Origin of the sequence: Liquorilactobacillus mali KCTC 3596 = DSM 20444, assembly GCF_000260415.1 — a bacterium.
Taxonomy (GTDB): domain Bacteria; phylum Bacillota; class Bacilli; order Lactobacillales; family Lactobacillaceae; genus Liquorilactobacillus; species Liquorilactobacillus mali.
Genome location: NZ_BACP01000068.1, coordinates 44,598 through 70,537, shown reverse-complemented (window position 1 = coordinate 70,537; position 25,940 = coordinate 44,598). Strand labels below are relative to the sequence as shown.

The window sequence follows — 25,940 nt, the reverse complement described above, 5'->3', positions numbered from 1 at the left end:
TTAATTGCTTAACGCAACTTTTATATAATACCATGTTCGACAACAACTGTCAAACACTTTTTTGCCTAATTCACTATTTCGAATTCTCAACAGAAATAAGCAACAAATGACACTATACATCGTTATAGGTCTTTAGTCAACATTTTTTCAATAAAAAAAACCGAATATTTCATTCGGTCTTCCTCCTGCATAATATAAAAATATTTTATATTATTTGTTCTAATTATTTATTACTTTCATCCATTCTCAAAGTTGGGAAAAGCAACACGTCACGAATAGAAGGTGCGTCTGTCATCAACATTACCAAACGATCAATCCCAATTCCTAATCCTCCAGTTGGTGGCATCCCATATTCCAGTGCTTCTACATAATCTTCATCAATACCTTCAGCCTCATCATTTCCGGCCTCACGTTCTTCGACCTGCGCCTCAAACCGGCTTCTTTGATCTATGGGATCATTTAACTCTGTAAAGGCATTTGCATACTCATTCCCAAGAATGAACATTTCAAAGCGATCTGTAAACCTAGCATCTTTTGCATTCTTCTTTGCCAATGGTGAAACTTCCACTGGGTGACCGTACACAAAAGTTGGGTCTATTATTTTGTCTTCACAAAAAGTTTCGAAAAATTCATTAATAATATGTCCCACTTTCCAATATTTTTCATAATGAACACCTTTTTCGTCAGCAATTTGTCTAGCTTGTTCAATTGACATTTCTTGCCAGAAATCAACACCAGTTTCTTCCTTTACCGCATCCACCATGTGCACACGCTTAAACGGCTTGTTAAAATCAACTTTTTCTCCCTGATATTCAACTATGCCATCTTCCGTCACTACTTTTGCTGCAGCTTTAAATATTCCTTCGGTTTCGTCCATAACATCTGTAAAATCAAAGTAAGCAGCATATGATTCCAACATTGTAAACTCAGGATTATGCTTTGTATCAATTCCTTCATTTCTGAATACACGACCAATTTCATAAACGCGTTCCATTCCACCAACAATCAGCCTCTTCAGATGTAATTCGAGTGCAATCCTAAGATAAAGTGAAATATCCAATGCATTATGATGTGTAATAAATGGACGCGCTGCAGCGCCACCGGCTTGATTATGCAAGACAGGTGTTTCAACTTCAGTAAAATTATTATCATCAAGATAGCGTCTAATTTCTGTTATGATCTTGCTCCTCTTCATAAAACGCTCGAAACTGTCTCTGTTTGAGATTAAATCTAAATAACGTTGACGGTAAATCTGTTCCACATTTTGTAAACCATGAAACTTGTCGGGTAATGGGCGAAGTGCTTTTGACAAAAATGTGATATCTGTCACTTTCAGCGTCAATTCACCCATATCTGTCTTAATTACTTCTCCGGTAAGGCCTAAATGGTCTCCTAAATCAGACCGTTTGAAAATATGATATTCTTCTTCACCGACAACATCTCTACGGACATACAATTGCAAGCGACCATCTTTATCTTGAATATCAGCAAAACCAACCTTGCCTTTTCCTCGCTTCGCAACCATTCTTCCAGCAATCGTTGCTTTAACTCCCAATTCCTCTAATTCTTCTTTTGTTTTTGCATCATATTGATCATGTAATTCTTTAGTCATTGCTGTTCGCTCAAACCGATGACCAAATGGATCAATTCCCTCCGCACGCAACTCATCCATTTTTTCACGCCGAACCTTCAGCTGATCATTCATACTTTGTTCCTTAACCAAAATTATCCCTCCAAAAAATTACTCACCTTATATATTGCCCAATTATGACACAAAAAGCAAATCTAATTTTATTATATTTTAAAATTCTACTTTTGAATATCATTTAATAGTTTCCGCAACTCAATTTCTGTAAAAGTATACCTTTTTTTGCAAAAATGACAGACTGCTTCTGCACCGTGGTCTTCTTCAATCATCAATTTTAGGTCAACCGATGAAATACTGGCAAGTGCTTTTGCAAAACGTTCTTTAGAGCAGTCACATCTATAACCAATTTCAACTTTGTCCAAAATCTGTGTGTGTTCCCTACCACAAATGCGATAAATCATTTCTTCTGGCGTAATTTTATTTGCCATCATTACTGAAATTGCAGGCAAATTAGCAATTTGCAGTTCGATTTTTGTTAGAACCTCTTCGCTTGCTCCAGGCATTACTTGGACCATAAATCCCCCAGCAGTTCTAACAGAATTATCCTTATTAACAAAAACCGAAACACCAATCGAAGAAGGAATTTGCTCAGATTTTGCCATGTAATAGGTGAAATCTTCTCCTAACTCTCCAGAAACAAGGGGAACCTGTCCAGTAAATGGTGTTTTAAGTCCAAGGTCTTTTGTAATTTGTAGTAATCCGCTACTTCCAACTGCACCTTTAACATCAATCTTTTGTTTATCATTCAACGGTAAATTAACATGTGGATTTTGCAAATAACCTTTTAGATTCCCAGTTGCAGTTCCATCAATCACAATCGTTCCGGTTGGACCATTGCCCATAATCTTCACAGTCATTTTATTATCGCCCTTTAACAAGGATTGACTTAGTAAACTAGTAGCTGTGATTGCACGACCAAATGCAGCTGTAGCAGCACTCCATGAATCATGTATCTTTTGTGCCTCTCTAACAGTCTCTGTTGAATTTACAGCATAAATCCTTAATTGACCATTAAATGCCAACGCTTTTATCAAATAATCAGCCATTGATTTTTTCTCCTCAAATATTGTGTTAGTTCCATAATAGCAATAAAAAACAGACGATTTCAACACAAAATCATCTGTTTTTAAATGAAAAACCATTTCTGCTATTAAGATTTGTCTTTTGGATAAAATGTTACAGTCTTCGTTAAATCTTCATCGGCTGTTTTTTCATTTTCCCGTTGTTTTTCTTCTTCTTTTCTTTTCAAAGCTTCTTTTGATTCTTCAAATGTCGCAGCCTTTTCACTAGGAAATTCTTTCCCTTTAACTGGCATCTCACCTGTCTCGAATAAACTTAAGATTTGTTTCTCATCGAGAGTCTCATATTCAAGCAACGCCTCTGCAATTATCTTATGTTGCTTACGATGTTCCTCAATAATTTGCTTGGCTGATACCATTCCCTCATTCAATAAAGCCTTGACTTCATCATCAATCAAATTCGCTGTTTGTCCTGAATAGCTTGTCTGACCAGGCATTCCACCACCAGCAAACATGTTGCTTTGACCTTCGTATTGAACTGGTCCAAGTTTTTCACTCATTCCGTACTCGGTAACCATCGCTCTAGCAAGTTGTGTAGCTTGCTGGAAGTCATTTGATGCTCCAGATGACTGTTCACTATAAACAATTTCTTCCGCAGCACGTCCACCCATCAAACCGGCAATCTGCTCCTTCAAGTCATGTTTTGAGAGCAACATTTGGTCTTCCTTTGGAAGCATAATTGCATACCCACCAGCACGTCCACGTGGTACAATTGTTACTTTATGAACAATTCGCGCTTCGTTGAGAATCAGACCAACAACTGTATGTCCTGCCTCGTGATAAGCAACTGTTTCTCTTTCCTTCTTGCTGATTACGCGATCTCTCTTTGCAGGTCCCGCGATTACACGATCTTCCGCTTCATCAATATCTGAGGCATCAATCTGTTTCTTATCACGGCGTGCAGCCAAAAGAGCTGCTTCATTAAGCAAGTTCTCTAAATCAGCACCAACAAACCCTGGTGTCTGCTTGGAAACCATCTTTAAATCAACATCATTTGCCAATGGCTTATTCTTGGCATGCACCTTCAAGATAGCTTCACGTCCCTTAACATCAGGACGACCAACTAAGATCTTACGATCAAAACGACCTGGTCTCAATAACGCGGGATCCAAAACATCTGACCGGTTCGTTGCAGCCATAACGATTACACTTTCATCGTCTTCAAAACCATCCATTTCAACAAGTAATTGATTAAGTGTTTGTTCACGTTCATCATGTCCGCCGCCCATACCATTACCACGCTGACGACCAACAGCATCGATTTCATCAATAAAGATAATTGACGGTGCACTCTTTTTTGCATTTTCAAATAAATCACGCACACGACTTGCCCCGACACCGACAAACATTTCAACAAAATCGGATCCTGAAATAGAATAAAATGGTACACCCGCTTCACCAGCAACAGCTTTTGCAAGCAGTGTCTTACCTGTTCCAGGGGGACCTTCAAGTAGAACCCCTGAAGGAATTCTAGCTCCCAAAGACAAAAACTTATGCGGGTCTCTCAGAAATTCAACAACTTCAACAAGTTCTTGTTTCTCTTCTTCTGCACCAGCAACATCGGAGAAACGTACTTTATTCGCTTTTTTATCGACCGGTTTAGCCTTTGACTTACCAAAGTTCATGACACGGCCACTGCCACCACCTTGTCCTGCTTGACCCATCATCATGTAGAAGAAAAATATAAAGAAAATTACTGGCAATAAGTAAATAAGCAGTTGTAACCATAGGCTACTAGACTCTTCTTCCTTGGTACCATTCTTCACATCGTTCTTCTCAGCATATTGCTGAATCTGCTTAACAGCAACATCATTGGTCAACACATTAGTTGAAAATGATGTCACCTTGCTGCTACCGGAAGTGAAACTTCCTAAGCCTGTTGCTTCTTTAACTTTATGTGCCTTTTTATAGTCACCTGTAATTTTATAAGTACTTCCAGAAGGTTGCATTGTAAAATCTTTAATATTATCCTTCTTCAACTCACTAATAAATTGGCTTGATTGGATTTGTTGGGATTGGGAACTTGTTTTACCACCAAAAAAGTAGTACAACATCCCCATTACCCCAAGGAAAATCACAATATAAAACAGACTATTTCTAAAAAGTCCATTCTTGTTATTGTTCATCTGCTTCCTCCTCGTTTACTACACGGATTGCTACGGTCAAACAGGTAGCGAATAAATCATAACACACTTGACTATCATTGACCATTAATTATTCTCGTAAATTTCTTCTTTTAAAATACCAACATACGGAAGGTTACGGTACATTCCCTGATAATCAAGTCCATATCCAACTACAAACTCATTTGGCACCTGAAAACCTACATAATTTGGGACTACGCCTTCGACTCTTCGCTCAGGTTTATCCAACAATGTACAAATCTTTACAGACTGTGCTTTGCGATGTTTTAAAAGACTAACTATACATTGCAGCGTCTTTCCAGTATCAATAATGTCCTCAATGATTAGAACATTTCGTCCTTCGACTGGCACATCCAAATCTTTAATTATTTTGACTTCTCCTGACGAAACTGTTGAATCACCGTAACTCGAAACATCCATGAAATCAATTTCGGTGTATGTATCCATTTTTCTGATGATATCTGCCATAAATAAAATAGCACCCTTCAGTACACAAATAACTAAGGGTTTCTTACCCGCATAATCAATAGTCAATTGTGCACCAATTTTCTTTGAGATTTCTTCTATTTGTTCCTTACTATAAAGAATCTCTTTGATATCCTCGTTCATATTCAACCTCATTTCTAGATTTTATTCCTAAAAATTATCATGTATTGCATTTTATCATTTACCGGACTCTCTGACAAATCTGATTTTCTAACATTCGGTACCCATAAAATCATGTTTTCTTCGGTAGTAATTACCCATATTTTTTTACGAATATCTTTTGGAACTTTGTCATCAATCAAGATTTTTTTTAACTTCTGTGTCCCAACCTTAGTATGAATCCTATCTCCTTGATTGCGATGCCTAATCGTTAGAGGCAATAATCGTGGATCAGAAAAATAAAATACCTGATCAGTCGCAAGAAGTGCTGGTTTTTTATTTAAAAAAACACCTACCTCTTCATTTTCATTAAGAAAAGTCCACCCATCTAATTTTAACCTATAATCGCCCTTAATTTCATCTTTAATTTGATATTTATTATCAAAATAAAATAAATCATACTTTTTGACCAAAAATTTATTCATCCCAACCTCAATAAATCCTTGTGGCTTTTTGGAATTGCCTAAAAATTGTTCAATCTGTGTCACATTGTCTTCATTAAGTTTCTTTGAGTAATCCTCAAGTAACTTCTTCAATACTAAAGTTCTCCAACTTCTACTCAATGATAGCCATGTATCAACTGAAAAAGTATCTTCACTCACATGCATCTCTGCCAAATAATTATCTACCTGTTCCTCAGATGCATGCATTAAAACTGAAAGTTGACGTTCATATGATTGCACATGTTCTAAAAATTTGGGATTTTCATCCTTCATCTTAGGCACAATCAAATGTCTGACTCTGTTTCTCAAATAATCATTTGAATTGTTAGTTACATCTTCAAAATAAGTAATCTTTCTTTTAGATGCATATTCCCGGATTTCATCTTTTGAGTAATTCAATAAGAGCCTAACCAAATATCCCTCAGCAAATTTTCTCGTAGGTCTAATTCCCCGTAACTGTTCAATATTGCCTCCTCTTATGAGCTTCATAAGAAAAGTTTCTGCCTGATCATCCGCATGATGTGCCGTTAACAAGATCTTAATTCCCGTTTTTTTCATAACATCCGCAAAAAAATTATATCTGAAGCCTCTTGCTGCTGCTTCTATTCCGGTATTAGGATGGGACTCAACTTTCCATTCGCTGCAATGGAGCTTAATACGATGTTCCTTGCAAAAGTTTTTGATAAACTTTGTTTCCTCTTGACCCTCTGGCCTTAACTTATGATCTACATAAGCTACTTCGATATCCGGTCTAACACTTGCCGGTAGTGTGCTTAATAAATCAAGCAAAACCATTGAATCAACGCCTGTCGACACGGCCACCAACACCTTTTGTTCAAGACAATACTTTCTAAAATTATTAAAAAAACTCTGTGTTAAATTTATCATATGCTCAACCTACTAAAAAAACGATTGTTGTTTACGACAACAATCGAATTTATTTGATTTAACTGCGACGACCACCACGACCGCCACGCTTACCTTCTGTATTTCGCTTTAATGATGTCAGGCGAACCTCGCTATCTTTCAAAAAGCCTGATAATAACGAATCAAAATCCGTTTTCTTGGCTTCATTTGATTTTTTATATTCTGTTTTTTTATAACTTTGTCGATGTCCACTAGAATTATGTGTTTTCACATCTGTTCCACCAGAATGATAATTATTTCCATGCTCCGTTCGATTTGTACGTGAAGCCTGTGTTTTCTCCCGTGAAGGAGCAGCTGCCTTTCGAATTGAGAGACTGATCTTTCCATCTTCAGCAATTGACAAAACTTTGACTGTAACCTCATCACCGACGCTCAAAACATCGTGAATGTCTTTAACATATCCATCAGATACTTCGCTGATATGGACTAAGCCGTTCTTCCTATCGCCCAAATCAACAAACGCACCGAAATTCGTTATCCCTGAAACCTTGCCTGTAACCTTAGCTCCCACTTCAATTGACATAAAAATGTTGCTCCTCCTTAAACTATATACATCTTAGTATAACACGCAGACGCTGGTATGCAATAGGTTAAGGACTATCAAATCATTTTTGTCCCAAGCTATTATTCGGTAAACTATAGATTGTTTCGCCGTCTTTTGAATAATAATATTTCTCCCTGATTATCTTTTCAAGATAGTTTTCATCATTTAGCTGTTTTACTTTTTCCTTTAAGCTTGCCCTCTGTGCCCTAACACTATCAAGTTTTTTTTGGGACACAGTTATTTGCTTGTTTAAATTGCTTGTTAATAACTTTGTATTTACAATTTGATAACCAAAAAACGTCACTATCAAGAAAAATGCTAGGATAGCTATGATAAATCGCTTCTTATGGACTCGTTTGATTCGCATTTGATAATCATTTTGTCTTCGTTTTTTTTCGTTAGCACGATAAAAAGAATTATTTAATGTTCTTACTTTCTGACCTGCTGCCATCTCAAAAGCTACCCCTTTCCTAGCATTACTACCTTATCATTATAGCAATTTTAACTCCTCAAAGTCTATTAATTTACCTATTTGAAATTTTCCTTAAAGTCTTCAGCAATGATTTCGTAAAGCTGTGTCGCCTCATCCTTTTTTACTGTTTCTTTCAAAGAGGTTACTCTCACACTTAACGTCTTATTGCCAAAAGAAATAACCAGCTTATTACCAACAGCGATATCAGTTGATGACTTAGCCGTTTTGCCATCGACAGTAATTCTGCCTTTATCTGCGATTTCTTTTGCAACGGTTCTCCTTTTTATAATACGCGAAACTTTTAAAAACTTATCTAATCTCATTATTTATTCATCCTCTTCCTGAAAATTTTCAAAACGTATTCTCCACCAGGAATGTTTCTCCATTCCTTCTCACTAAACAAGTTACCATACCTAGTTGCACCTACATAAAAAATTGCCCCTGTTAATACTCCGATAATGCACTGAATGAAACTTCCTACTCGTGAATTTCCGAGTAAATTAGTTAAATTAAGCACATTAAGTATGAAAAAAACCGTAACAGTCATTATTATTGAGCATCCAATGACCCTTACCATAAATCTTTTATTCAACTTTCGGCTAAGCCCAATTTTCTTTAATGATGTTCCCGATAAAAATGTACCTATCGCCATACTCAAAACACTAGAAAGAGCTGCCCCAACAATTCCCATATGCAGCGTGAATTGATAATTTGTTAAAAATTTAATTAGTATTATTGATACTAGGACAATAATATTTTTTTTGTAATTATTTGTACTTTGTAATATTGAATTATCTAATAAAATAATCCCAGCAAAAATAATGGTCAGCATGCTTATACTTATTGCGGTACTACCTTGTTCAGAAGAAAAAAGTGCCTTATTGAGACTTGGCATTAAGATTATTAATCCCACCGTCACGGACATGGACATCCATATGCAAATTCGATAAATCAGCTGTATATTTTGTTCAAACTTTATCTTATCTCTTTCCACCTGATTCTTAATTAACATTGGCAATAAACTAGTTGAAAAACTGGTGGAAATAACCAGACCCAATTGAAGAAAAGTCTGTGAGCGGTCATAAACACCCTTTAAGTTTTCGGCATTTTGCATTGAATATCCAGCGGTCTGCAATGCCTTTTTTAGTGTAAAAGAATCAACTAATTGCAGCAATACTAAAATGCCTGCGAAAAGGCAAATTATTAAGCCTTCGGAAAGTAACCCCTTCAAAGCATTAATCATTACCGCTAAATTCTCTTTATGCCTGGATTTTAGAAGCTCCTTAAAAAAACTGGTAAAAAAGGCCAAGGCACAGATTGCTCCTACTATGGAACCTAGGAAAGCATAGCTTCCAATCCGATAAAGCGACCAACCGTGTGCAATTCCAAAAAGTGCAGCAACAATGATTATGCATATACGAACCATTTGCTCGACTAACTGCGAGAAAGCAGTTGGCATCATCTCTTGCATTCCCTGATTGTATCCTCTTGCAACAGAAAGCAGTGGTACCAATAGATACAGCCATGATACACACTTTATCAGTTCTTCCAGTTTATTGTCCCCCATCAGCTGGGCAATTTCGGCTGCTTCTAAATAAAGTACCGCAAAAACCAATATTCCAAACAAAAATAGTATCTTTAACAAGCTAGTTGCTTGTTGCTTTTTCTTAGTATCACTTGTTTCTTTTGCAATTATCTTAGAAATATAGACTGGAAATCCGGTGAGACCTATCGTCATTGCAATCCCATATATTGGGTATATCTGTTGATATATATAAAAGCCCCTATTTCCAACTAAATTTTGAAAAGGGACACGATAGATAGCACTTAAAATCTTTCCAACTAAAGCGGCAATCGTTAGCGTTGTTGCACCTTTAAGCACAAAATTAGCTGTTTTGTTTTTCATGTTCTTTTACCTTTTTTACTGTGTTTGCTTTTCTACTCAGTTCCTTAAACATTTCTGTCACGTCTGCAATATTTTGTTCTAATTTACTTTTGGGCTGCAATGCTACGGCGATTTTCATTTTTTTCTGCTCGGATTTTAAAGTTGCCCTGAGATTAACTTTGGCGACAACTTCTAAATAATCTGCAGCACTATAAAATTCGAAAGCATCTTCACTGAACGTTACATTAATTTTTTTACTTCCGTAATCAACTGCCTCAACAAGTGCCTTATCAGCATACATTTTCATTAAAGCTAGTTGCAGTAAATTGTCAACTTCATTAGGATATTCGCCAAAACGGTCGATTAAATCTTCCTGAATTTCAAAGAACTGTTCCTCATTTTCAATTTGTCTGATTCGCTTATACAACTCAATTTTTTGCCGTTGATCTTCAATGTAACTTGATGGCAGATATGCTTCAATACTAATCTTAAGCTCAGCATCTGTCTTTTTGATCTCATTTATACCCTTTTTCCGAGCCACTGCGTCCTTTAACATCTGTGTATATAAATCGTATCCAACTGAATCTATAAAGCCGTGCTGCTGCTTGCCCAGAAGATTTCCTGCACCCCTAATTGATAAATCACGCATTGCAATTTTGAAACCAGAGCCTAATTCGGTAAAGTCCTTAATGGCCTCTAATCTTTTTTCACTGACTTCAGTAAGCACTTTATTTTCTTGATACATAAAATACGCATACGCAACACGATTGCTTCGCCCAACTCTGCCGCGAAGCTGATATAACTGTGAAAGGCCCATCTTATCAGCGTCTTCTACAATCAAAGTATTTACGTTAGGAATATCGACTCCGGTTTCAATAATTGTCGTGGTGACTAACACATCGTATTCACCAGCAATAAAGTCAACAAGTATTCGTTCCAACTGTAGTTCTGTCATTTGACCATGGATGTAAGCAACTTGAGCTTCAGGAACAAACGCCTTAATCTCAGCAACTGTCTTTTCAATATCAGCAACACGATTGTGCAGATAAAAGGCTTGACCGCCTCTAGCCATTTCCCGGGAAATCGCATCTGCCACAGTTCCATAATTTTGCTCCATCACATAAGTTTGGATTGGATATCTATTCATCGGTGCAGTTTCAATCACAGATAAATCCCTAACACCCAGCATTGACATATTCAGAGTCCTTGGAATAGGTGTTGCTGTCAACGTTAAAACATCAACTTGTGAGCGCAACTGTTTCAGCTTTTCCTTGTGTTTGACCCCAAAGCGCTGCTCTTCATCAATAATCAAAAGACCCAAATCTGCAAATTTGACATCATTAGACAGTAATCTATGTGTCCCAACTACAATATCAATAACTCCATGCTTCAAATCGTTTATAGTCTGTTTCACCTGTTCTCTTGTTTGAAAACGTGATAAAACAGCACTTTGAACTGGAAAATCTGCAAAACGACTTAGCATTGTTTCATAGTGTTGCTGTGCAAGTACTGTCGTTGGAGCCAAAAAAGCGACCTGTTTCTGGTCCTGGATTGCCTTAAAAGCCGCTCTAAGTGCGACTTCAGTTTTCCCATAACCAACATCGCCAATTAATAAGCGATCCATGGGCACTTTTCTCTCCATGTCGCGCTTTATCTCTGCACTGCTCCGTAATTGGTCTGGTGTTTCTGTATATGAAAAGGCATCCTCAAATTCTTTCTGGTACTCATTATCTGCTGAAAAAGCGAAACCTTCTTCCATTTCCCTTTTTGCATATAACTCAACTAATTCATCAGCAATATCTTCAATTTTAGAGGCAACACTGTTTTTTGTTTTTTGCCACTCCGAACCGCCCAACTTATTAATATGTGGAACCTTGGATTCTCCTGAAACATATTTCTGAATCCTATCAATTTGAGAAACGGGAAGAAATAGTTTTGCATCATCTCGATATACTATTGTTAGATAGTCTTGATGCTTATTTTCCACTTCCATAGTTCTCATGCCGATATACTTGCCAATACCATGATTGATATGAACAACGTAATCGCCTTCTTTTAACTCTGTGTAGCTCTTTAATCTTTCAGAATTTTCCATCGTTTGCCGCTTGGAAACTCTTTTTTTAGGCAGTTTATTAAACAACTCGTTTTCCGTAATCACAATAAGATGCTCTTTTGGCAGTTCAAAACCCGTAGTCAGGTTAGCTAGTACCAATTGAATTTGTCCATTTTTTATTTTGCCATCTACCACAATTACTGCCTTTATCGCAAAATCTTCTAGGGTTGTTGCCATTTTCCTGAGTCTTTCTTTATCTGAGATCGAGATTATGACCGTCTGTTTTTGACTGGCCCATCTGTCAGTTTCTGCTTTTAAAAGTGGCATCTGTCCAAAGAAATTCTGCATTCCCCGAACTTGTAAATCAAGTTTTTGATTAAAAGTCAGCTGCCCCATTCCTTTTTCAAAAATTGATAAAAATAAGCTACTCTGTTTAATCTTTTTGATAATTTTTCTGATTGGTTCGCCAAGGAGCTCATTCGAAAAAAGTTTTCCCATTTCTACTTGAGATAACTTCCAATTTGCATCGTCATCTTCGAGTGCCTTTTCAGTATCCAAAAGCCTTGGGTAATCATCTAAAATGAGTAGGCCATCTACCGCCAAATAATCTGTAATGTTCGAGCTTTCACTGATTATTTTATCTAAGAACACAGCATCACTTGGGAAAAGTTTTTGTTCCTTAATTCTTTCTAGCAGACTTTTAACAGTATTAGATAGTTTGTTATAACTCTCTTCGTTTTTTAATACATTTTTCTCATTGCTTAAAGCAATACCTATCTTTGCTATTGCATTTTTTATTTGTTCTTTTGAGATTAAAACATCGGTAGCAGGTAAAATTTCCACGTGTTTTATATTCTCAATACTCCTTTGTGTATTCATATCAAATTCACGTAAAGAATCGATTTCAGTATCAAATAAGTCAATCCTGATAGGATTAACTGCATTTGCTGGATAAATATCAACAATGGATCCTCTAACTGCAAAGTCGCCAATTTTTTCAATCAGTTTGGTTCGTTGGTAACCCAACTCAATCAAGCTATCAATTAACAGACTCTGATCAATATTGTTGCCAATGGTTAAGTTGATTTTTGCTTTTTTCCATACATTGGGCAATGGTACAATACTTTTTAGCCCTCTTGCTGAAGTAATGACGATTTTTGGTGTTTCCTGCTCTTGCAACGCCGTCAGTGCTTTTATTCTTTCACTGCGATATTCAGGTGAACTAATCGCAACCTCTGCTGCCATTGTCTCATCAACTGCAAATAAAAAGACTTGTTCTTTACCTACATAACCTAACAGTTCTTTTTCTAATTGCTGTGCATGATGCAATGAATCTGTCACGAAAAGTATATTTTTTCTCTTTCTTTGCAGCAATTCTGCCAAAAATAAAGGCTTTGCAGATGCAATCAGGCCCGTCAAGAGATTTCTTTGCCCTTTCCCTTCATCTAAGTTCTTCAAAAAGACATTAAGTTCGGGAATCTCCGTAAATATTTCTTGCAACTTCATCTTCTTTTAAAAACCCCCAAAATTATCTACTTGTGATTGTACTTATTCATTGTTCCCATAAAGTTGTCAGTATCAATCCAGTTATCCAAAGCAGCAAGTGCCTCGTTAATTCCTCTCTCTAATTGATTCTGCTGTTCCTTAGTAAATCTTGATAGTACCCAATTAACAACACTCATTCGCTGTGGATGATCAATTCCTATCTTCATGCGTTTGAATTCTTGTGTGCCAAGATGTGAGATTAAGCTTTTAATTCCATTATGCCCTCCAGCTGAACCCTTTTGACGCAATCTTAAGTGTCCTACTGGTAAATCCATATCATCATGGATAACAATCACATCTTCCACTGGGATTTTATAGAAGTCCATTAACGGACGTACACTTCTTCCGGATTCATTCATATAGGTAAGTGGTTTTGCCAAAATTATTTTTTCACCCTTGAACATAAAATCAGCCAAAGTTGCCTCATTTTTAACTTTATTAAAAGAAATTCCTTCTCTTTTGGCTAATTCATCCAAAACCATAAATCCGACATTATGTCTTGTACCATCATATTCTTTGCCAATATTTCCTAAACCAACTATTAATTTCATTGTAAAAACACTCCATATCATTCTTTTTGAAAACTATCCTGTAAATATTTTTGATAAAGTCATTCTGATTTTCAAGAACAGCAAAAAATCGGAACTTTAGCCAGTCCCGCTAGTTTTAATATTTTGCTACACCTGAAAGTATACCATAATTTGATAAAGTGCTTCTGAAAAAAGTTTGAAAGTTTCTTCACATTTTTCAGAAAAACGTGCTATACTATGCTTGTGTTAATAATTTCACTAATGAAGGGAATGCATTATAGTGTCAGAAAACAAAAATCATCAAAAAGTTATTTTAGTCGGAGACGGCGCCGTTGGTTCTAGCTATGCTTACGCAATGGCTCTTCAAGGAGTTGCCGAAGAATTCGGTATCGTTGATGTTGTGAAAGAACGTACAGAAGGTGATGCACTTGATTTGGCAGATGCAACAGCATTGTCATATCCAAAGAAAATCTATTCTGCTGAATATTCAGATTGTAAAGATGCTGACTTAGTTGTTATCACAGCTGGTGCTCCTCAGAAGCCAGGCGAAACTCGCTTGGACTTGGTTAACAAGAACTTACGTATTCTTTCAAGTATTGTTAAACCAATCGTTGACTCCGGTTTTGGTGGCATTTTCCTTGTTGCTGCTAATCCAGTTGATATCTTAACATATGCTACTTGGAAGTTATCAGGTTTCCCTAAGAACAAAGTTATTGGTTCAGGTACTTCTCTTGATACTTCCCGTTTACGTGTCGCTCTTGGTGAATTATTTGATGTCAACGACCCACGTTCAATCCATGCATATATTATGGGTGAACATGGTGACTCTGAATTTGCTGCTTACTCAGCAGCAACAATTGGTGGACTTCCAGTTCTAGATTGGGCTAAGAAGAATAACGTAACTACTGAACAACTTGCTAAAATTGAAGATGATGTCCGTAACAAGGCATATACAATTATCAGCAAGAAAGGTGCTACGTTCTATGGTGTTGCCACTGCATTGGCTCGTATTTCTAAAGCTATCTTACGTGATGAAGATGCCGTTCTTCCTGTTTCAGTATACATGGATGGCCAATATGGCTTGAATGATATCTATATTGGTACACCAGCTGTTATTAACGGCCTTGGTGTTGCACAAATTCTTGAAGTTCCTCTTAATGAAGAAGAAAGCAAGAAGATGACTGATTCAGCAACAACTCTTAAAAAAGTCCTTACAGATGGTCTTAAGACAATCGAAGCATAATTTTTGTAATTATTTGTACCTTAAAAAGATGTATTAGAAAAAAGATTGAAATTCAAACTTTTGTTTTTGTTTCAATCTTTTTTTTTATCAAAAATCTGGATTTAGAGACACTTTCTCCCGATATTGTGGGGCTGGGCCAAAAGTGAAATTTTAACCTAGCTCCTCTACTTATTTCGAATAAACGTGTTCCATAAGTCAAAATTTTCCGTCTAACCTCGAATCACTCATAACGATTTCTTGTTTAGTACTCAAATTTTACCGACTTATGCCACACTCCCAATATCATAATCCTGAATAAATTTTAAAAAATTCATTTTAGTTCTCTTTTTAATATCATTTTATGATAATATAGATTAGAAGTTTTTAATCGATGGAGGAGTTATTATATGCTATTCAAGTCTTTAGTGCACAAAAAAAAAGATCTAACAACTGTCCGTGAAGATGTTACTTTGGAACAGGCATTAGAAATCTTAGAAAATTCAGGGTATCGTTGTGTCCCGATTCTGGATGAAACGGGACAAATTTTTCGTGGAAATATTTATAAGATGCATATCTACCGCCATAAGTCACGTGGTGGTGACATGAGTCTTCCCGTAACTTATTTGTTAAAAAATGCTACAAAATTCGTAACACTTGACTCAGCTTTTTTTAATATTTTCTTCTCAATCAAGGATTTACCCTATATTGCGGTTCTTGACGAACAAAATTTTTTTTACGGTATTCTAACTCATTCTAGTCTATTGAATATGCTTTCACAATCTTGGAATGTTAATATTGGGAGTTATGTATTAACTGTTATTTCTTCAGATGAACGTGGTGATCTTGTTGAAATGTCTAAAATCATCACAAAGTATACTGCCATTGCAAGCTGCATAACTCTAGATGTTGAAGACAAGGGGTTAGTTCACCGAACATTGTTCACACTACCAGCTGGTGTAACTCCTGAAAAGCTTGAAAAAATAATATCTAATCTTGAAAGAAAGAGTTTTAAGGTTTCTGAAATAGAAGATTTACAAATTTAGGTAATAATTTTGTTCTATATATCACGCTTACCTTCGACCATTTTATAGTCGAACCAGAAAGATCTGATTATTGAAAAGTAGATGAGCTTACTAAATAAGGAGCTGAGTCAAAAGTTATCTTTTGATCCAGCTCCTTTATTCCGTATAAATATGTTCTGAAAGCCAATTTTTTTCGTCCAATCTCTAATTAGTACTCAAATCATACTGACCCTTATCACAATCCGTTTCAACTTACTATTTGACTTACTACTCAGACGTGTTTTTTACCCATTTGTCAGGTAACCATCCTATTTGACAGACTTCTATGTAAACTATCTATTATGTATATCTGTCAGTCCTAAGCTGACATCTAGTGCTTGATTAATCTCGTTCATTTCTAACTCACTAATATGTGCAATCTTATCTTTTAATCGCTGCTTATCAATTGTTCTAATTTGTTCCAACAATACGACTGAATTCTTCTCAATCCCCACTTCAGCAGCAACCAGCCCAACATGTGTCGGCATCTTGGGCTTCTGTATCTTCGCTGTAATTGCAGCAACAATGACAGTTGGACTATAGCGATTACCAATATTATTTTGAATAATCAAAACCGGGCGCATTCCGCCTTGCTCAGAGCCAACCACTGGTGACAGGTCTGCATAAAAAATGTCACCACGTTTAACTTCATCAGTTGTCATATAACCCCTCGATCTTTATTTTCATATTCTGTTTCACAATCGCATCCAATAAATTCATCACAAATTTTCTTATTTAACGGTCCCATTTCCTTATAGCCACTAATCAATTCGTCTAAAATATAGCGGTGTGCCTCTACATACTCAGCAACAACATTATCTTCTTCCAAGTCTTTTCTATTGATAGAATAATAATCACAATAAACAGAAATTCTCTCATTATTATCACTACTTATATCCTCAGTCATACTTTCAAATCGATATGCCATCTTGTGACCCCCAACTATATTTTATCCATCAATGATACCACAAATTCATATTAATGTAACATTAAAATCTTAGTTTATTCTTAATAAATTCTTGGAACGCGTTCTGAAATCAAACAAATAATTTCATAATTAATTGTTCCAACTTGATTTGCAACATCTTGTACTCGAATTTCTTTTTGACCCTCTTTACCTATCAAAGTTACAGTTGTACCAACCGAAACCTCGTGAGGAACTTTAACCATGATCTGATCCATGCAGACCCTACCAACAATTTCACAAAAATTACCAGCAATCAGAATTTTGAATCCTTGCATCTTTCTTAACCATCCATCCGCATAGCCGATTGGAACTGTCGCAATCCATTCATCTTCCCTTGCAGTATAAGTCTTACCATAACCGACTGAATCGCCTCGTTGTATTCTTTTAATAGCAGCAACTTCACTCAAAAGACTTATAGCCGGCTTAAACTCAGGAGGCATACTTAACTCATCTCCTGAAGGATTCAAGCCATACATTGTTATTCCAAATCTAATTGTATTACCTCCGCATTTTTTATGCCAGATCGATGCTGCAGAATTCGCTACATGAACATATTTAGGAAGCTTCTTTAAACAAGAAACAAGCTCATTGAACTTGGCAATCTGCTTTTTATAATAGTCAACCGCTGTTTTTTTATCCGAGTCAGCTGTTGAAAAATGGGTAAATACACCTTCGAAGTTAAACTCTGTATTATGTTGATTTATAAAAGCAACTGCCTCTTTTAATTCCTGCTGTGTTCTGAAACCAATTCTTCCCATTCCTGTATCTAACGCCAGGTGAACGGGTAATTGCAATCCTTCATTTTTTAGTACCACTTGTGCATTCTTCAAGAAATCAATATCTCCAACTGCTGTCGAAATATTATTCTTTGCCATCAGCGGTGCATACTCAAATGGATTAACTCCAAGTACCAAAATTAGTTCCTCAAGTCCCGCTTTTCGCAGGGCCAAAGCTTCATCAATTATTGCAACACAATAACCATCAACCCCGACATCATGTGCTGCTTTTGCAACCTCAACAATTCCATGACCATATGCATTTGCTTTGACAACCGCAAAAATATTTTGATCACTTGCCGTCTGCTTTTTTTCAACCGTTATATTATGCTTAATCGCATCCAAATCAACTTTTACATAAGTTTTCCGATGAATACCTACAACCATTTTTATAACTTCCTTTACAGTTAATTACTTTCTATAATAACCTCTGTCATTACCAGTTTATCAGTATGTGAAATTGATATATGTGCTTTCCCACTCTTTAGTGGCTGTTTCGTAATAATTGGTCTTCCACTTTTTTCATCATTCAAAATTTCTACTTCCTGAAAACTAACTTTATTTCCTATCCCTGTTCCATAGGCCTTGCTATATGATTCCTTAGCAGAAAAACGACCAGCTAAATATTCATTCTTCCTACGGTTACTCATCTTCTCAAAACACTCGAACTCTGCAGCAGTCAAAATTTTTGCTGCAAAATTTTTGTGGCGCTCTTGGGCCTTTTGAATACGCGTAATCTCGGTTATGTCTATTCCAATTCCTTGAATCACACCACTCACCCTTTTAACAATCTTTATAGATTCCATTATTCCGCTTTTTATGACAATCATCTTACCACAATTCTTACATTCACAAAAGATAACATATACTTGTTTTTTCTTATGAACAAGCCTACACTCCATTTTACTACTATAAATTAATTATTAGCCCTCAGATTCAAATTTACTATAAACAGTACAAAAAAAGACCGAATCAAAAGCCAATTTCGATCTAGTCTCCTTTTTAATTCCTTATAAACATGCTCTATAAGTCAAAACCCTCCGTCTAACTTTGGATTTTATAAACTCATATACATCCTCAACATCATGACCAAAATTTACTTAGCCTTCTTTGGTTCTAATAGTAAACTTTCTTTTCTTCTTATTGTCACGGTTGAATTTGTCACGATTTTGATCCTTTTTCGGTTTACGACCATTACTATTCTTATAATTACCTGATTTATTGTCTCTTCTTTGATAACCGCCCTTATTTCTGCGGTTACGATCGTAGTGCTTAGAAGATCCCTTCTTGTTATGCCTTGGTAATGGTCTCTCAGGTGTAATTTTAACTGGAACCTCATTTGCAGTCGTCATTTCATTCAACAATGCTGCAACTAAATCCTGGACATCATATTTTGCCAACAATTCAGAAGTTTGCTTTTCAAATTTCTTATTATCAGTCTTCTTAACAAGATCATCAATATCATCAATTGCTGAAGTAATTTGTCCATTGAATGCTTCTTGTTCCGTAGGTGGCTTCAGATTGCTCATGCGTTTCTTTGTCAATTTCTCAATAACACGTAAATAATCCATTTCATTTGGTGTTACAAAAGTAACTGAAACACCATGATGTCCTGCACGACCAGTACGACCAATACGATGAACATAACTTTCAGGATCCTGTGGAATATCATAATTATAGACATGAGTAACACCTGAAATATCAAGCCCACGTGCTGCAACATCAGTAGCAACTAAGATATCCAGTTTACCCGCCTTAAATTGCTTAAGAATGCTCATACGACGTTGCTGTGACAAGTCTCCGTGAATTCCCTTAGCATTATACCCTCGAGCTTCTAACCCCTTTGAAAGTTCATCTACTCGTCTCTTAGTTCTACCAAAGACAATTGTAAGCTCAGGTGCTTGAACATCGAAAATCCTTGTCATTACATCAAATTTCTCAAAGTCACGCGCACGAACGTAATATTGGTCTACCAAATCTGTTGTTAGTTCCTTTGCCTTAATCTTAACAACACTTGGCTTATGCATAAACTTCTCACCAATTTTTAGAATTGCTGGTGGCATAGTTGCAGAGAATAACAATGTCTGTCGTTTCTCTGGAACAGCTTTAATAATGCTCTCAATATCTTCAACAAATCCCATATCAAGCATTTCATCAGCTTCATCAAGTACCATCACATTGACAGAGTCAAGCTTGACAGTTCTTCTCCTGATATGATCCAAAAGGCGACCTGGTGTACCAACCAAAATCTGTGGAGCTTTCTTTAATGAGTTGATTTGACGACGAATATCCGCACCACCATACACTACTTGTACCTTTGCATGCTCATCGCGCCCTAAGCGATATAACTCCTCTTGTGTTTGTATTGCCAACTCACGAGTAGGTGAAACAATTACTGCTTGTATTTCATTCTTCTTCGTATCAATCTTATTTAAAATTGGTAGTCCAAAAGCAGCAGTCTTCCCCGTACCTGTTTGAGCTTGTCCAATAACATCCTCACCCTTCAAAACCAATGGAATTGTTTCTGCCTGAATAGGTGTTGCTTCCTCAAACCCACTACGGTTTATTGCCTTTAAGATGTTTTCTGAAAGACCAAGTTCTGTAAATTTCAAAAATTATTTCCTCCTGTTTTATCAAAAACTATTCTTCTATATTAACTTTTCTAGTACATTCTCCAAGTGAACTCCATGACTGCCCTTCAATAATACCGAATCACCTGCCGAAATTTCACTTTGCAAATCTACAACCAATTTTTTCTTATCAGTTGCCTTATACAGATGGAGATGTTCTTTACCAAATTTTAACGCTAACTTCGTAGCTAAATATTCTACTTCTTCCCCACAGAGGTACACACTATCAATTTTATCTGGATCAATAACTTCAGCCAAACTTTCATGCATTTCCTTCGAATTGCTTCCAAGTTGCAACATGTCTCCGATCACTATAATTCTTTTTCCTGCTGTTGCTGCATTTGAAAATGCTGTTATAACTAACCTTGCAGCTGATGGATTAGAATTATACACATCACTTAAAATTCGCTCACCTTTTGCCCCTTGTAACCACTGAGTTCTATTCTTGGTTAAATCAAAAGACCTGATTGCCTTTTTCATCTCCTCTACAGGTATTCTGAAAAATTCTCCTACACTCAGTGCTGCCAGAGCATTAATCACGTTATATGATCCAATCATTGGAATTACGAAATTCTCGTTCTCCCACTGCGCTACCCTAAAACTCGTTTCTTTATCATTGCTTACTATATTCAAAGCGCGCAAATCAACATTATCCGAAGTACCGAAAGTAGTAGTCTCCTGGTCTATCTTTTTAGTCCTCTGGACAAGCAAAGGTTCATCACCATTATAAATAAGTAACCCATCTTCTTTTAAGCCATGCGTTATCTCCATCTTTGCATCAGCAATCTTGTCTCTTGTTCCAAAAAACTCAATGTGTGCTTCGCCAATCATGGTAATAACCGCAACATCAGGTTCAACAAGTCGACTAAGCTCATCTAGTTCACCAAAATGATCCATACCCATCTCAATAACCAAAGCTTCGGTATTCGGTTCCATTGATAACACTGTCATCGGAACTCCAATAAAATTATTAAAATTGTCATGTGTTTTTTTTACATTAAAACGTCTTCCAAGAATAGCAGCTACCATATCCTTGGTAGTAGTTTTACCATTACTCCCAGTAATAGCGACAACTTTGGGATTTATCTTCTGAAGATAATAATGCGCTAATTTTTGCAGTGCTTGCAAGTTATCAGGTACAACCAGCTTAGGAATTGACACTGTACTTTCATCATGGCCTTCCTGCCACAATGTCGCAACGGCTCCACTATCAATTGCATTCTTGATATAATCATGCCCATCATGTTCCGCAGCTAATGGTATAAATAGAGCACCTTGTTCAAGTGAGCGAGTATCAAAAGAGACGCTAGTTACAACTATCTCTTCCCATTCTTCCTTTGGTTCAACCTGTAGAGCTTTCGCAATTTCCGCTAATCGCATCTTCATGTAAATTTCTTCCCTTCATGACATACTGCTTTGAAAGCTAATTTCTCAGCTTTTCATCAAAATATACAGTACCTCCATTAAAATTGTCCTATGCTATTGTATCACAAAAAATAAAATATCTTAAACTAAACACAAAACAAGACAGAAACTATTTATTGGTCTCTAATACTCTCATCATTTGAGTATTCCTTCACTACTCTGCCAACAAAATAATTCTGTCTCCCTAGTATTCAAGAACTTCATGAAACGATAAACGATCATAGATTTAAACTATCTTCAAGTAACTCTGGTGCCAAAATTTTTAATTTCCATTCTGCAGTATTTAGATAATACTTCAGTTTACCAACAAGCTTAGATTTTTCAATCAACATTGTGGGTTCATGCCACTTTAATTGATATACTGAATCTGGTGCCAAGAAAAAAGGAATTGACAGTTCCTGTCCCTTTATTTGAATTTCACCAAAATCAAAAACTGTTCCATCTACAAGTAAGGAATCAATTTTCTTAACTATTGCAGTATCAAGCACTTGAAAACGATGACGTGACCTTAAAAAAGGTTTCTTTTCACGATAAGTGCTTGCTAACTTATTGGTTAAGCAAACTGCGAGAATTTGGTAAAAATGTGGCAAATAACGATAGTATACCCTTTTTGCACCATTTGGTAAAGTTAAGTATACATAATTATTTTGTAATTTATAGTAAAAAGGAGATTTAAGATGCATATACGCATGCCCTAAATACAATAATTCAGCAACTTCATGCGGTGTTAACGCCTCTAAATCATTAAACTCATCAAAATCTATCCAATCAATATTGGGATTCGTATTTTGAAGAAGAAATTTCTGTACATTATCTTCCTCTAAGTACATATTAAAGCCAGAATAAATATCTATCTCTTGGTTTGGGTCTACATTACCCAAAGATAACAAATTTTGTGGTTTAATCTTTACACCTCTAAAAAAATCTAAATTTGAAATCCCATATGTCAATGTTAAATGCGATACCTTTTCGATGTGCACATATATAAGGTTATTACGCATTACCAATCCTCTATTCTATTTAAAATAATTATTACATCTTTCTCAACCGTTTAATCCGCTCTTCGGTTGACGGATGTGTATCAAACAAATGTGTCCAAGAGCCCTCCTTGAATGGGTTAGATATATATAATGATGAGCTGCTAGGATCAGCTGATTGCATCGGTTCACTATTTGAAATCTTTTCCAACGCACTTATCAGCCCTTGGGGATTACGTGTCAACTGGACTCCAGAAGCATCGGCAAGGAACTCGCGATTACGTGATAAAGCCATTTGCGCTAACGATGCTGCTAATGGGCCTAATATCAAAATGACAACCGATAAAACAAGAACCAGCCAACCACCATTATTTTCATTATTACGCTTTCGGCCACCGCCCCACCAAAATGAATTATACCCAATATTTACTAGAAGTGAAATCACAGCAACAAGTGCCAAAGCCGTAGTTTGTAGACGGATATCGTAATTACGAATGTGGGATATCTCATGTGCGATAACACCTTCTAACTCTTCTCTGTTCAAACGAGTCAACAAGCCTTGTGTTACTGCAACTGCAGAATGTTCAGGATCTCTCCCTGTAGCGAATGCATTAGGGCTCTCATCATTAATTGTAAACACTCGTGGCATAGGAACCTTGCCCACAAGCGCCATGTCTTCAATTATGTGCCAAAGTTCTGGAAAGTCACTTTCTTGTTTAACTTCTACCGCATTATTCATTCCCATTACAATGTCAGTTGAACGTGCCAGCATAGAAAACATATAAAAAATTCCAATAACAGCAGCCATCAAAATACCCGCAACAGAGCTATTGAAAAAAACATAGCCAATTGCTGCGCCAACAAGAATTACTAACAAGAAAAAGGCGATCATAACATAAACTGTTCGCCTTTTATTACGTGCTATTTGCTGAAATAACATCTTCAAAACTCCTTCAACAAAATTTTATTCAAAAGATACTTTTGGTGCAGCTTTTTCTTCCGATGGAACTTCTAGGTAGTTTATCTTTGTTAAACCATGCATCTTAGCAACAAAATTAGATGGGAAGGTCATAAGTTTTTGATTGAATGAAGCTGCTGATGAATTAAATAGCTGGCGAGAATATGCTATTTTATTTTCAGTATTACTCAATTCTTCCATTAATCTAGCAAACTCTTGGTTAGCTTTCAAATCAGGGTAGCTTTCAGCCAAAGCAAAAATTGACTTCAAAGAACTGGAAAGCTGATTTGATAATTCCATCTTTTCCTCATGAGCATCAGCTGGTAATTGCACCATTTGATTACGTAATTCTACGACCTTGGCAAATGTCTCCCGTTCATGTTTAGCATATCCCTTAGTAGTTTCAACTAGATTAGGAATCAAGTCATTCCTACGTTTAAGCTGTACATCAATTTGGCTCCATGATTCTTCCGTATAAACTTTAGCTGTTTGTAATCCGTTATAAAGAGCAATGTATCCAAAAACAACTAAAGCAATAACTACGATAATTATAATCCAAACCATTATAAATTCCTCCACTGTCTATAATTGAGAATAGCATAAAGTATAAGTTACATGAAAGTCGTTAAATCAACACCTGTACCCTCATCTAATGCATAAAAAACATACCAGTACAAATCGATCTTCAAAAACCATTTTACCCTGATAGCTGCAAATTAAACTCTTAACAAAATCTCTTTAACTAATCATAGCAAAATTATTTACTATTATAAAGCCGATTACATTATAATTTGAAAATTATTAAATTTTGCTTTCAATTCACTAATAACAGTCCACAATAACTATGATCTTAATTCTTTGATACAATTAAAACACTGCAGAAATTCATTTATTATTTTCAAAAAAAAGTAAGCCATAACAAAAGAGTTATGACTTACAAAAATAGGTACCATTAATTAAAATGATAGTAGGGTCATTCCACAATGAACACCTACAGGCACGCTGGAAATCCGTCAGCATTTGTGCCCCTCTCGAAAAAAAATCACTAGCCGCCGCAGCGGAACGAATAAATTCGTCTGATTACTTCGACTCATCGCATGTATTAAAATATACTCTTTTCTTACAAAAAAGTCAACTATAATTTTTTGTTCATCTTATGATGCGAAATTCCAGCGTCCAAAAAGCCCTCACCAACTACTTTGAATCCTAGTTTAGAATAGAAATTTTGTGCCTGATCTTGGGCTCCTAATGTCAAATAAGGAATCTTTTCTTCTACTGCCATTTCTTCAATACACTTCATTAATTCTTTTGCGTATCCTTTATGACGCTGACTGTTCAAGGCGGCCACTCTTTGAATATGCCACGCTCCATCATCTTCTTCAATTGTTCTAGCAGTCACTACAGCCTGGTTTTCTACATACCCGACATAGTGTGTGGCTAATTCTTCTGCATCAATCTCTAACTTTTCAGGTACTCCTTGTTCTGATACAAATACTTCTTTTCGGATTGAGAGGGCATCCTGATAAACTTTAGATGTTACATCAGTGGTTCTATAAAAGGCAATCATCTATTTTACAGCCTCCTTATATTTTATCAATAATCATTTTACATGGTTAGTCTCGGCAATAAAAGAGGAGATCTTAAATAATTACAACGTTATTCAAATTAGTACATTTTTTTTTGAATTTTATTCGTGATTGGACTAAAATATGGTTGTGGAGCAATTCCATGTGTGGATTCCAAAAAAAAGAGGCGATTACAATGTCAAAGAAATTGAGTAAGGAAGAAAAGAAAGCATTGGCTCGCAAAGCTCTAGAGGACCGCGCAAAGCATCCTGCAAAAAAGGATGGTTCCGGTTTTGCACGACTTGATGCTGATGCAAAGAAGTTTGAAAGGTAATTTATAATCTTTTAGACTATTTTTATTTTGTCAAATAAAATTATAAATTAAAATGGGACTGGGTCAAAAGCTAGCTTTTGACCCAGTCCTTCTATTATTATTGTTCCGAA

The 25,940-nt window shown here is 36.2% G+C and carries 24 protein-coding genes; 3 read left to right on the top strand and 21 right to left on the bottom strand.

Features of this window, described 5'->3' with window-relative positions; genetic code table 11:
• Positions 1–223: 223 nt before the first annotated feature.
• The 11 genes from lysS to pth all read right to left on the bottom strand — a co-directional run bounded on the left by lysS (position 224) and on the right by pth (position 13,936).
• On the bottom strand, positions 224–1,705 hold the full coding sequence (gene lysS, locus GSM_RS12715; RefSeq protein WP_034541558.1) for a lysine--tRNA ligase: 1,482 nt from the start codon (positions 1,703–1,705) through the stop codon (positions 224–226).
• A gap of 104 nt (positions 1,706–1,809) precedes the next feature.
• The gene (hslO, locus tag GSM_RS12710; RefSeq protein ID WP_003687331.1) at positions 1,810–2,694 is read right to left on the bottom strand and encodes an Hsp33 family molecular chaperone HslO; all 885 of its coding nucleotides are present in this window, start codon (positions 2,692–2,694) and stop codon (positions 1,810–1,812) included.
• Positions 2,695–2,798: 104 nt separating this feature from the next.
• Positions 2,799–4,853 (bottom strand): ATP-dependent zinc metalloprotease FtsH, encoded by a 2,055-nt coding sequence (ftsH, locus tag GSM_RS12705; RefSeq protein WP_010078376.1) that lies wholly within the window; start codon positions 4,851–4,853, stop codon positions 2,799–2,801.
• 84 nt (positions 4,854–4,937) lie between these two features.
• Complete coding sequence (hpt, locus tag GSM_RS12695) at positions 4,938–5,480, bottom strand: hypoxanthine phosphoribosyltransferase (RefSeq protein ID WP_003687315.1); 543 nt, start codon at positions 5,478–5,480, stop codon at positions 4,938–4,940.
• Between the two features lie 14 nt (positions 5,481–5,494).
• On the bottom strand, positions 5,495–6,847 hold the full coding sequence (tilS, locus tag GSM_RS12690; RefSeq protein ID WP_003687312.1) for a tRNA lysidine(34) synthetase TilS: 1,353 nt from the start codon (positions 6,845–6,847) through the stop codon (positions 5,495–5,497).
• A gap of 58 nt (positions 6,848–6,905) precedes the next feature.
• Positions 6,906–7,409 (bottom strand): S1 domain-containing RNA-binding protein, encoded by a 504-nt coding sequence (locus GSM_RS12685; RefSeq protein WP_003687311.1) that lies wholly within the window; start codon positions 7,407–7,409, stop codon positions 6,906–6,908.
• Between the two features lie 82 nt (positions 7,410–7,491).
• The gene (locus GSM_RS12680; RefSeq protein WP_003687309.1) at positions 7,492–7,881 is read right to left on the bottom strand and encodes an FtsB family cell division protein; all 390 of its coding nucleotides are present in this window, start codon (positions 7,879–7,881) and stop codon (positions 7,492–7,494) included.
• Positions 7,882–7,958: 77 nt separating this feature from the next.
• A complete protein-coding gene (locus GSM_RS12675; RefSeq protein WP_003687307.1) occupies positions 7,959–8,225 on the bottom strand; it encodes an RNA-binding S4 domain-containing protein in 267 nt (88 codons plus the stop codon).
• On the bottom strand, positions 8,225–9,808 hold the full coding sequence (locus GSM_RS12670) for a putative polysaccharide biosynthesis protein (protein ID WP_003687305.1): 1,584 nt from the start codon (positions 9,806–9,808) through the stop codon (positions 8,225–8,227). The genes GSM_RS12675 and GSM_RS12670 overlap by 1 nt, the downstream gene beginning before the upstream one ends.
• Positions 9,789–13,346, bottom strand: coding sequence for a transcription-repair coupling factor (mfd, locus tag GSM_RS12665; protein WP_010078375.1), 3,558 nt, complete (start codon positions 13,344–13,346; stop codon positions 9,789–9,791). The genes GSM_RS12670 and mfd overlap by 20 nt, the downstream gene beginning before the upstream one ends.
• A gap of 26 nt (positions 13,347–13,372) precedes the next feature.
• Positions 13,373–13,936, bottom strand: a complete 564-nt coding sequence (gene pth, locus GSM_RS12660) for an aminoacyl-tRNA hydrolase (protein ID WP_003687302.1) — start codon at positions 13,934–13,936, stop codon at positions 13,373–13,375.
• A 259-nt stretch (positions 13,937–14,195) separates the two neighbouring features.
• Here pth and GSM_RS12655 point away from each other — a divergent pair, with 259 nt between their 5' ends.
• The gene (locus GSM_RS12655) at positions 14,196–15,158 is read left to right on the top strand and encodes an L-lactate dehydrogenase (RefSeq protein ID WP_003687299.1); all 963 of its coding nucleotides are present in this window, start codon (positions 14,196–14,198) and stop codon (positions 15,156–15,158) included.
• Between the two features lie 386 nt (positions 15,159–15,544).
• Entirely contained in the window at positions 15,545–16,180 is a 636-nt protein-coding gene (gene cbpA / locus GSM_RS12650) for a cyclic di-AMP binding protein CbpA (RefSeq protein ID WP_003687297.1), read from the top strand.
• 311 nt (positions 16,181–16,491) lie between these two features.
• On the opposite strand, the gene GSM_RS12645 is transcribed toward cbpA, so the two are convergent.
• The 10 genes from GSM_RS12645 to GSM_RS12600 form a co-directional block, all read right to left on the bottom strand.
• Positions 16,492–16,860 carry a type II toxin-antitoxin system PemK/MazF family toxin gene (locus GSM_RS12645; protein WP_003687295.1) on the bottom strand — a complete coding sequence of 123 codons (369 nt, stop codon included), beginning with the start codon at positions 16,858–16,860 and terminating at the stop codon, positions 16,492–16,494.
• A complete protein-coding gene (locus GSM_RS12640; protein ID WP_003687292.1) occupies positions 16,857–17,126 on the bottom strand; it encodes a hypothetical protein in 270 nt (89 codons plus the stop codon). Before GSM_RS12640 ends, GSM_RS12645 begins: the two co-directional genes overlap by 4 nt.
• An 80-nt stretch (positions 17,127–17,206) precedes the next feature.
• The gene (gene alr / locus GSM_RS12635) at positions 17,207–18,328 is read right to left on the bottom strand and encodes an alanine racemase (RefSeq protein WP_003687291.1); all 1,122 of its coding nucleotides are present in this window, start codon (positions 18,326–18,328) and stop codon (positions 17,207–17,209) included.
• A 20-nt stretch (positions 18,329–18,348) separates the two neighbouring features.
• Positions 18,349–18,711 carry a holo-ACP synthase gene (acpS, locus tag GSM_RS12630; RefSeq protein WP_029327456.1) on the bottom strand — a complete coding sequence of 121 codons (363 nt, stop codon included), beginning with the start codon at positions 18,709–18,711 and terminating at the stop codon, positions 18,349–18,351.
• 330 nt (positions 18,712–19,041) lie between these two features.
• Entirely contained in the window at positions 19,042–20,553 is a 1,512-nt protein-coding gene (gene cshA / locus GSM_RS12625) for a degradosome RNA helicase CshA (RefSeq protein WP_003687288.1), read from the bottom strand.
• Between the two features lie 36 nt (positions 20,554–20,589).
• Positions 20,590–21,957: a UDP-N-acetylmuramoyl-tripeptide--D-alanyl-D-alanine ligase gene (locus GSM_RS12620; RefSeq protein WP_003687286.1), complete on the bottom strand. Its 1,368-nt coding sequence runs from the start codon at positions 21,955–21,957 to the stop codon at positions 20,590–20,592.
• Between the two features lie 257 nt (positions 21,958–22,214).
• Positions 22,215–22,997, bottom strand: coding sequence for a hypothetical protein (locus tag GSM_RS12615; protein WP_003687284.1), 783 nt, complete (start codon positions 22,995–22,997; stop codon positions 22,215–22,217).
• 31 nt (positions 22,998–23,028) lie between these two features.
• Positions 23,029–23,913, bottom strand: a complete 885-nt coding sequence (gene htpX, locus GSM_RS12610; RefSeq protein WP_003687281.1) for a zinc metalloprotease HtpX — start codon at positions 23,911–23,913, stop codon at positions 23,029–23,031.
• 24 nt (positions 23,914–23,937) lie between these two features.
• Complete coding sequence (locus GSM_RS12605; RefSeq protein WP_003687279.1) at positions 23,938–24,495, bottom strand: LemA family protein; 558 nt, start codon at positions 24,493–24,495, stop codon at positions 23,938–23,940.
• Positions 24,496–25,066: 571 nt separating this feature from the next.
• Complete coding sequence (locus GSM_RS12600) at positions 25,067–25,498, bottom strand: GNAT family N-acetyltransferase (RefSeq protein WP_003687277.1); 432 nt, start codon at positions 25,496–25,498, stop codon at positions 25,067–25,069.
• A gap of 194 nt (positions 25,499–25,692) precedes the next feature.
• Here GSM_RS12600 and GSM_RS15295 point away from each other — a divergent pair, with 194 nt between their 5' ends.
• Entirely contained in the window at positions 25,693–25,830 is a 138-nt protein-coding gene (locus tag GSM_RS15295) for a hypothetical protein (RefSeq protein WP_003687276.1), read from the top strand.
• Positions 25,831–25,940: the final 110 nt, after the last annotated feature.